This window comes from Pseudomonas sp. HY2-MNA-CIBAN-0224 (assembly GCF_040310285.1).
Classification (GTDB): Bacteria; Pseudomonadota; Gammaproteobacteria; order Pseudomonadales; family Pseudomonadaceae; genus Aquipseudomonas; species Aquipseudomonas helleri.
The window spans coordinates 1-285 of record NZ_JBEOPQ010000390.1 but is presented as its reverse complement, the minus strand read 5'-3'; the positions used below and the strand labels follow the sequence as shown (position 1 = coordinate 285).

Sequence of the window (285 nt, the reverse complement as noted above, 5' to 3'; positions counted from 1 at the left end):
CATCGGTCATCTCAACGCCATCAATCGTCAGGATGATATCGCCAACGCGCAGACCACTCTTGGCAGCTGGACCTTTATCGATAACATTTAGCACTTCTACACCCGTCGAGGTTTCAAGCTGCGTCGGATCCCGAAGCTGCGACTGTATCTCAATACCTAGCCAGCCGCGACTGACCTTACCATCTTTGATCAGAGCATTCATCACTTGCTCAACTAGGGCGGTCGGGATAGCAAAACCAATGCCCATCGAGCCACCAGAGCGTGAGTAAATAGCCGTATTAATAC

General features: G+C 50.9%; 1 protein-coding gene and 1 pseudogene. Both read right to left on the bottom strand.

All coding sequences use genetic code 11. The features are described from left to right. On the bottom strand, positions 1–148 hold a 148-nt coding region (locus tag AAEZ03_RS29335; protein ID WP_502947963.1), incomplete at its 3' end, for a PDZ domain-containing protein. Beyond that, a pseudogene (locus tag AAEZ03_RS29330) lies at positions 143–285 on the bottom strand (2-alkenal reductase); the annotation flags it as partial. The gene AAEZ03_RS29335 and the pseudogene AAEZ03_RS29330, both read right to left, overlap by 6 nt.